This is a genomic window from Franconibacter helveticus LMG 23732 (assembly GCF_000463115.2).
GTDB lineage: Bacteria > Pseudomonadota > Gammaproteobacteria > Enterobacterales > Enterobacteriaceae > Franconibacter > Franconibacter helveticus.
Genome location: NZ_AWFX01000038.1, coordinates 26,069 through 33,058, shown reverse-complemented (window position 1 = coordinate 33,058; position 6,990 = coordinate 26,069). Strand labels below are relative to the sequence as shown.

11 protein-coding genes are annotated in these 6,990 nt (G+C 49.2%); 9 read left to right on the top strand and 2 right to left on the bottom strand.

From position 1 onward, the window contains the following. From DW56_RS09185 to DW56_RS09165, 5 genes are all read left to right on the top strand, one after another. Positions 1-306: VENN motif pre-toxin domain-containing protein (locus DW56_RS09185; RefSeq protein ID WP_201784822.1), on the top strand; the 306-nt coding region annotated here is incomplete at its 5' end. A 203-nt stretch (positions 307-509) separates the two neighbouring features. After that, the gene (locus DW56_RS09180; protein ID WP_024555338.1) at positions 510-995 is read left to right on the top strand and encodes a PDDEXK family nuclease; all 486 of its coding nucleotides are present in this window, start codon (positions 510-512) and stop codon (positions 993-995) included. Positions 996-997: 2 nt separating this feature from the next. Then, positions 998-1,315: a DUF6572 domain-containing protein gene (locus tag DW56_RS09175; RefSeq protein ID WP_024555339.1), complete on the top strand. Its 318-nt coding sequence runs from the start codon at positions 998-1,000 to the stop codon at positions 1,313-1,315. A gap of 169 nt (positions 1,316-1,484) precedes the next feature. Continuing rightward, positions 1,485-1,946 (top strand): hypothetical protein, encoded by a 462-nt coding sequence (locus DW56_RS22860; RefSeq protein WP_024555340.1) that lies wholly within the window; start codon positions 1,485-1,487, stop codon positions 1,944-1,946. Next, positions 1,943-2,275 (top strand): hypothetical protein, encoded by a 333-nt coding sequence (locus DW56_RS09165; RefSeq protein ID WP_024555341.1) that lies wholly within the window; start codon positions 1,943-1,945, stop codon positions 2,273-2,275. The genes DW56_RS22860 and DW56_RS09165 overlap by 4 nt, the downstream gene beginning before the upstream one ends. Positions 2,276-2,314: 39 nt before the next feature. Here the strand turns inward: DW56_RS09165 and DW56_RS22155 are convergent, their stop codons facing one another. Beyond that, a complete protein-coding gene (locus DW56_RS22155) occupies positions 2,315-2,578 on the bottom strand; it encodes a SymE family type I addiction module toxin (RefSeq protein ID WP_024562275.1) in 264 nt (87 codons plus the stop codon). A 138-nt stretch (positions 2,579-2,716) separates the two neighbouring features. On the opposite strand from DW56_RS22155, the gene DW56_RS09155 reads away from it, so the two are divergent. From DW56_RS09155 to DW56_RS09150, 3 genes are read left to right on the top strand one after another with little or no spacing between them, the layout of a single operon-like run. Beyond that, positions 2,717-4,099 carry a VENN motif pre-toxin domain-containing protein gene (locus DW56_RS09155; protein WP_029589768.1) on the top strand — a complete coding sequence of 461 codons (1,383 nt, stop codon included), beginning with the start codon at positions 2,717-2,719 and terminating at the stop codon, positions 4,097-4,099. After that, complete coding sequence (locus DW56_RS23145; RefSeq protein ID WP_081711390.1) at positions 4,096-4,404, top strand: cysteine peptidase family C39 domain-containing protein; 309 nt, start codon at positions 4,096-4,098, stop codon at positions 4,402-4,404. The genes DW56_RS09155 and DW56_RS23145 overlap by 4 nt, the downstream gene beginning before the upstream one ends. Then, entirely contained in the window at positions 4,401-4,787 is a 387-nt protein-coding gene (locus DW56_RS09150; protein WP_024554332.1) for a hypothetical protein, read from the top strand. The genes DW56_RS23145 and DW56_RS09150 overlap by 4 nt, the downstream gene beginning before the upstream one ends. Before the next feature lie 76 nt (positions 4,788-4,863). Here DW56_RS09150 and DW56_RS09145 read toward each other — a convergent pair whose 3' ends face one another. Next, a complete protein-coding gene (locus DW56_RS09145) occupies positions 4,864-5,100 on the bottom strand; it encodes a SymE family type I addiction module toxin (protein ID WP_412093697.1) in 237 nt (78 codons plus the stop codon). Between the two features lie 89 nt (positions 5,101-5,189). Here DW56_RS09145 and DW56_RS23025 point away from each other — a divergent pair, with 89 nt between their 5' ends. Beyond that, positions 5,190-6,983 carry a VENN motif pre-toxin domain-containing protein gene (locus tag DW56_RS23025; protein ID WP_024554334.1) on the top strand — a complete coding sequence of 598 codons (1,794 nt, stop codon included), beginning with the start codon at positions 5,190-5,192 and terminating at the stop codon, positions 6,981-6,983. Positions 6,984-6,990 lie beyond the last annotated feature (7 nt).

Sequence of the window (6,990 nt, the reverse complement as noted above, 5' to 3'; positions counted from 1 at the left end):
AACCTGGACGAGGGCAGTAAAGCGATTGCCCATGCCATCGCCGGAGCCGTCGTGGCGGAGCTTCAGGGACGCAACGCTCTGGCAGGCGCTGCCGGTGCGGTGGCAGGGGAACAGGCAGCTAAAATCTTGCTGGCGCAGATGTTCCCGGGCAAAAGCGCAGCGGACCTGACCGAAGAAGAGAAGCAGACCATCAGCGCTTTCTCAACGCTTGCAGCAGGGCTTGCTGGCGGCATTGCCGGAGACAGCAGCGCCGGTGTGTTAACCGGTGCGCAGGCAGGGAAAATTCGGTTGAGAATAATTTATTAAATCCAGGCCATGATGATGAAGAATTAGAAAGAGAACACGGTAACCGTCTTGTAAAAGTAATCAAAGCTATCCCTGGATTAGGGCCTCTTCTTGATGATGACGGTTATCCTATTCCCGGTACTCTAGGCATTGGTCCCGGAGGTGTTCCGATTAGATCTGTAGGTCCATTACCTTCTGGTTATACGCCGACAGGTAACAGCAATGTGATCGGCCCCAAAGGTGGAATCTATACTAATTCAGGGAAGACAGAACTTTTAGGCAATGTTATCTATAACAATAATGGCAGTTATTATACATTTGATAATACTTCAAAAAATGCCATACCCTCGTTAAATCCGGTTAATCAAATTCGTCAGAATTACGAACAAGGAAAAGCTTTTGAAGATAGCAAATTTCAAGAATATGCCAAGGGAATGACCGATACGGCGCGTGAGGTTACAATAAAAACCGGAAGCGGGGTGAATGTCAGAGTGGATATAATGACTAAAGATAGTGATGGGAACATCTTCTGTATTGAATGTAAAAGCTCGGCAACAGCGCCGCCGACACCTAATCAGAAAATTGGCTATCCTGAAATTGAGAAGCATGGTGGAGTGATTTCTGGAGCGGGTAAGCCCGGTTTTGAAAGTGGAACTGTAATTCCACCTACTAAAATTAACGTGGTAAGACCAGATAAAGGCAAAGGTTAAATATGTCAGTAGAAGATATCAATAAGATAGATTTTATGGGGATACCTGAAAACGAGCCAGACGTTGTTAGTCTGGCTATATCTGATCATCTGGCATGGGGGAGCGCAACTAATGAACATTTGTATAAGTTGCAGGAGAAAATAAACTCATACATTAGATTTATAGAAGGAGGGGAAATAAAGTCTAATTTTCCTGGAGTTCATAAAGATGCCAAAAAAAGAATTGAAATATATTTCAAAAACAATCCTCCAGATGAAGCAATGTTTTTTTTCATGAAGTCGAGAAAGTACTCGCAGAGGTTGGCGTCTCGTTGCGCTTAAGATTAAATGATTAAGCTAATATATAATATTCTTTATTTATAAATGAGCCTGTTTTTCAGGCTCTGCTTAAAATTAAAAAGGCGGTAGAATATAGAGCCTTAATGATAAGCTTCATAACACTGGCAATCTGACAACAAAAGAAAAGCAGGAATGGGCTTATCTTCAGGCGGTGCTGCCGCAACTTGAAGCGGACAGAAATGCAGCGATTCACAATGCGCTGATGTCCGGTGATTCGTCGGAAGCGAAACAACTTGCCGTTAATTCATTAGCGCAGACAATTGGAACCAGTGCAGCAGGCATCGCTGCCGGGATTAATAAAGGTGGAAAATATCAACCTAATCAGGGAGCTGTCGGGAATATGAATGAATTCCTGAAACAACCCGGATTCGGTAGCGATGTCAAAAATACTGCACAAAAATCAAGTCAACAATACCAGGGACAAAGTGTTTATAAAGCCACCGGAGATATTAGAGACTATATTAAGAAAGGTGACCAATTTTATCTGGATGGGCAGCATAAGAATCACATTGAAGTTTTTGATAAAAGAGGGAATTTTAGGGTTGTACTGAATCTGGATGGAACAATTAATGAATCAAAGACTAAAGATGCGGAAGGAAGAAAACTTAAATGATTGATATTCTTAAAGAGCTTAAATGTTGCTTTACGATGATCTCACCTGATAAAAACACTCAGGAAGAACTGAATATTTTTTATTCATCTGAAAATTATGATGGTTATGCCAATGAGTTTAAATCAGCAGTGAAGTTGTTAAGTCAGACGATAGAGAAAAATGACAAAATAGCTATTCAATGTGCACTAACCAGGGTCAGAATAGCTTCTTTAAATCTCTCTAATCTTTATCAGGATATTATTGACGATGCTATATTGATCAATAAACATGATTCATGGCCAGATATTCCAGAGGGTTACAGGCTTCCAGAGTCATATACTAAAAAATGAACGATCCCGGCCCCTGCGCCGGGATCGTTTTATCAGACCTTACCCAAAACGCCCGTCCCCGCGCTTGATCACCGGCACATTGCCGGTGTCGTTAAGTGCGCCTGGGAAGGTCTTAAACCACTGGGGCATTTTTGACCTGTTGACGTAAGTCACGCTCAACCCCTCTGCGCAGCCGTATAGCTCGCGGTTGTTCCGGGTGGTGATAACGATGCAGTCCGACATCACCCGTATCTTAACCGGCATCCCGTCAGTAAATCCCGCGTGCAGTATCCACTCGCCGCGTAAAAATATCGCCTTATGCACGGCCCGGCTGTAGAACTCACAGCGGGTGGTGGGTTGCGGCGCTTCAGTTGTGCGGCAGCAGCCACGCCGAAGGCACGACGCAGTCTGCGGTGGGATGGCGCCATCACCATTCGCGACCAGGCGAACCAGCAGCAGAATGTGGCGGACCTGAGCCGCGATGTGGAAAACGCCAACGACGCCATCAGCCCCATCTTCAACAAAGAGAAGGAACAGAACCGCCTGCAAACCGTGCAGCTGATGGGGGAAATCGGCAGCCAGGTGTCTGACATCGTTAAAACGCAGGGTGAGTTAAACGCGCTGCAAAAAGCGAAGGATAAATATGGCGAACTTCCGGCAAATGCCACGGAAGAAAAGCGTCAGCAATGGCTGGACCAGCTGAAAAACTCGCCAGAATACAAAGATGAGCTGGCGAAGTCCGGCACCGGCAGCGATTTGCAGCGCGGCATTCAGGCGGCAACAGCGGCATTAACCGGACTCGCTGGCGGCAATATGAACGCGGCGCTGGCAGGGGCAGCGGCGCCTTACCTGGCAGAGCAGGTCAAAAAGCAGGTTGGGGAAGACAACATTGCGGCTAATGCCATTGCCCATGCCATCGTCGGCGGCGTAGTCGCTGAGCTTTCCGGCGGCAACGGGCTGGCAGGCGCGGCGGGCGCGGCTTCCGGCGAGCTGGCGGCCCGCGCGTTAATGGCAGAGATGTACCCGGGCAAAACGGCGTCGCAGCTTAGCGAAGAGGAAAAACAAAAGATCAGCGCGCTCGCAACACTTGCGGCAGGCCTTGCTGGCGGCTTAGCTGGCGACAACACGGCAAGCGCGCTGGCGGGTGCGCAGACCGGGAAAAATGCGGTTGAGAATAACTCGCTGGCCGGGGATAAGGGCCGGGAGTCATTGAAAGAAAGCGCTGAATGGTGGAAAGAACAGATCAGGGATAAGCTGGGTGAAAACACCGCTTCCCAGCTCGCCAATGGTCTGGTTAATCTGGCCAGTGAAACCGGTGATCTGGCGATGCTGGGCGGCGATACGGCGTTTGATTTAATAGCGGCGCTGGCTACCTGTGCAACCGGGGACAGTTACTGTAGCCAGGCGAAAAGTGATATTGCTAAAAAGGATGCAGCGGCAGCGAAAGTGCTGGATGGCATCATAAATGGTGATGCGTGGGAAGGGATCAAATCCACGGCTATTAAGGCGGCCAATGGAGATCAAAAGGCGCTGGAGAATGTTGCAGGGGTAATATCTGGTGCTTTTATACCCGCCAAGATTTTGCCGGGAGGAAAATCAACTAACACCGCTTCAACGGGAAAAGGAACTGCCACTAATGTAGCGGATGATGTTGCGGGAATGGCTGGCAGTAGGCATCCATTATTAGATGATGCTCTTTCACGCAATGGTGATAGGACTGTTGTCAATCAGGGGGCATTACCGACATGTGGTCATAATTCATGCGGAATGGTATTGGATACAATGGGTAAACCTGTGGATATTGTTAGTTTAATCTCCAATACCCCCCTACACCAGGAGGCATAACATCATTACAAGTCTCCAATATATTAAAATCGGAAGGGGTTAATGCTGTTGCATGGGGTAACCGAGGCGTTAGCGATTTATCTCGCTACACTGCTAATGGTACGCCTGTCATTGCTCGTATTGCTGATAAAACCGGAGGCAGCAGTTTTTCTCACTTCGTTGTTGTAGATGGCGTTACAACACGAAATGGTATATCAGTTGTAGCAATAAGAGATCCCTGGGGTAAGCAATATTTTAGCCCTATTAGCACATTCGAGAAAAATTTTACAGGGGAAGTTGTTGTCCCCAAAAGTTGGCAAAAATGATATTAGAAATTAATTTCCCAGATAATTTGATAACTGGGCTGCTACCAGAACAGAAGAACATACCTTGCACTATTAAAGTGGCTGATAAGTTCGAAGTTATCTTTTCTACGGTTGTCCCATGCACGGCGGGGATTATGCATGAATGGGATCGACAACGCTTAGAAGAGCGAGCAATAGCGAAAGCTGGCGGGGCTTATACCCACAATGAGCCCGCTTTGATAACGTTAAACAAGAAGACAAAAGATAGCTATGAAGTGGTTGATCTTTATGTTTTTTATAATGATTTTGGATGGTGCCCTGTAATAAAAGATGGAGAGTACGCAATACCAAATCAATTTTGGGATAGTGATGAAGAAGATCCTGACTATATACCCAAAAACTAGTTGAAATCTCCCGGCCACTGAAGAGTGGCCGGGATCTAGCTACCAGCCGTCAGGCAAAGTGCCCGTTCCCGCGCTTTTACGCCAGCAAATCGTCGGTGTCGTTCAGCGCGCCTGGGAAGGTCTTAAACCACTGGGGCATTTTTGGCCTGTTGACGTAAGTCACGCTCAACCCCTCGGCGCATCCCCACAGTTCGCGGCTGTTCCGGGTAGTGATAACAATGCAGTCGGGCATCACCCTGATTTTTACCGGCATCCCGTCGGTAAATCCCGCCTGTGGTATCCACTCGCAGCGTAAAAATATCACATCACGCACGGCCCGGCTGTAGAACACGCAGCGGGTGGTGGGTTGCGGCGCTTCAGTTGTGCGGCAGCGGTCACGCTGAAGGCACGACGCAGTCTGCGGTGGCGGATGGCGCCATCACCATTCGCGACCAGGCGAACCAGCAGCAGGACCTGGCGAACTTAAGCCGTGATACGGAACACGCCAACGACAGCATCAGCCCGATATTTGACAAAGAGAAAGAGCAGAACCGCCTGCAGACCGCGCAGCTGATTGGCGAGATTGGCGGTCAGGTAGCGGATATCGTCCGGACAAATGGAGAAATTGCCAAAGAGAAAGCGAAGAAGGATCCGCAAGCGCTGAAGGCGGCGAAGGAGACGCTGGTCGGGCTTGGCAAGCTTAATCCAACCGCTAAAGAGATTTCCGATCAGGCGGGTAAAACTGCAGAAGCGCAATATGGCACGGGTAGCGCGCTGCAACGTGGTATCTCCGCTGCGACAGCGGCAGTACAGGCGCTGGCGGGTGGTGACATCAAATCTGCGCTGGCGGGAGCCGCCGCGCCGGAAATCGCCTATCTCATTGGACAAAACGTTAAAGACGATACCGCAAAGGTTATTGCACATGCTGTAGTGAACGCCGCACTGGCAGCGGCAACGGGCAAAGATGCAGCCGCCGCCGCAGCCAGTGCGGCAACGGGCGAGATTGTCGGCAAGCTCGCTCTTGATGTGTATAACAAACAAGTCGGTGATCTGAGCGAGGAGCAAAAGCAGAACGTAAGCGCTCTGGCTACGCTCGCCGCTGGACTTGCTGGCGGTCTGGTTGGAGACAGCTCTGCGACTGCAATCGCCGGCGCCCAGACAGGTAAAACAACCGTCGAAAATAACCTGATGGGAGGGACAGAAGCCGGGCAGACGACCTTTGTTCAGGAGCATGGTAAAGACATTCTTTCCTGTGCAACGGATGCTGGCGGTGCGGCGTGTCAACGCGGACAAGCGGTTAACAAGGCGATTGCTTTAGCCTTAGGAGGCGGCGCGGCTGGCGCGGCGGCAATTGCTGTAACACCGGCGCTGGTGGCAAGTGCGCAGGCCGCCGCGACTGCCTGTGCGGCTAACCCAGTCCTGTGCGCCAACCAGGTTTCTATCTGGGCAGCTGAAGCGGGAATGGCGGATGCGCTACCTGCTGGTTTGGGGGTGGCGGCTACAGGGAAAATAGGTGAGAAAGCCGTTGATAAACTCGCCGAATTAAGCGCGCTGATGTCAGTTGAAAAGCAGACGGGACAGAAAGTATCTAAAGAAACGGTGAGTAATATCCTCGCAAGTACAACTGAGCGTAACTCACTTCCGGCAGGATATGCTGAAGGTGGCTCTGTTGGTGCGAAGTTTAATACTTCAGGTGGTTTACCGGAGGGTTATCGCCGGGTTGTAAATACCAAAACGGGGAACACCGAGGTATTAGGTGCAGATGGAAAGCTTTATCTGGAAACGGATGCAGGGCTTGTTCCCAAACAGGGCGGTAATTTAGATCAGGTAGCGGAAGCGGCAGAGGCGACGGCAGCGAATGCTGGGAAGAATGCAGGGAAGGAAACCGCCCAGGTTAAAAATTTAGGTGATGTTAGTGAATTTCTTTCATCACAATCAGCAAACATTAATAAGAAATTGGGGACTAAAATCGGACAAGGGCGTTTGCCTTATGAAGCAGGTAAAGCTGGGGTTGAGCAGGCAAAAGCGGCAATCAAAGAAACTTTAGAAAATGCAACACAGATTAGCCCTATAATTCCTAGTTCTTCTGTCCGTGGAGGGTACGATTTAATTCATGTATATAGTGCCAAAACAAACAGCACTGTAAGCCTGAAGGTGTTACCTGATGGAAAGTATGAATTTGATACACTGATCCCCGAAAAATCTTCGAAGTTTTAAGGAGGGA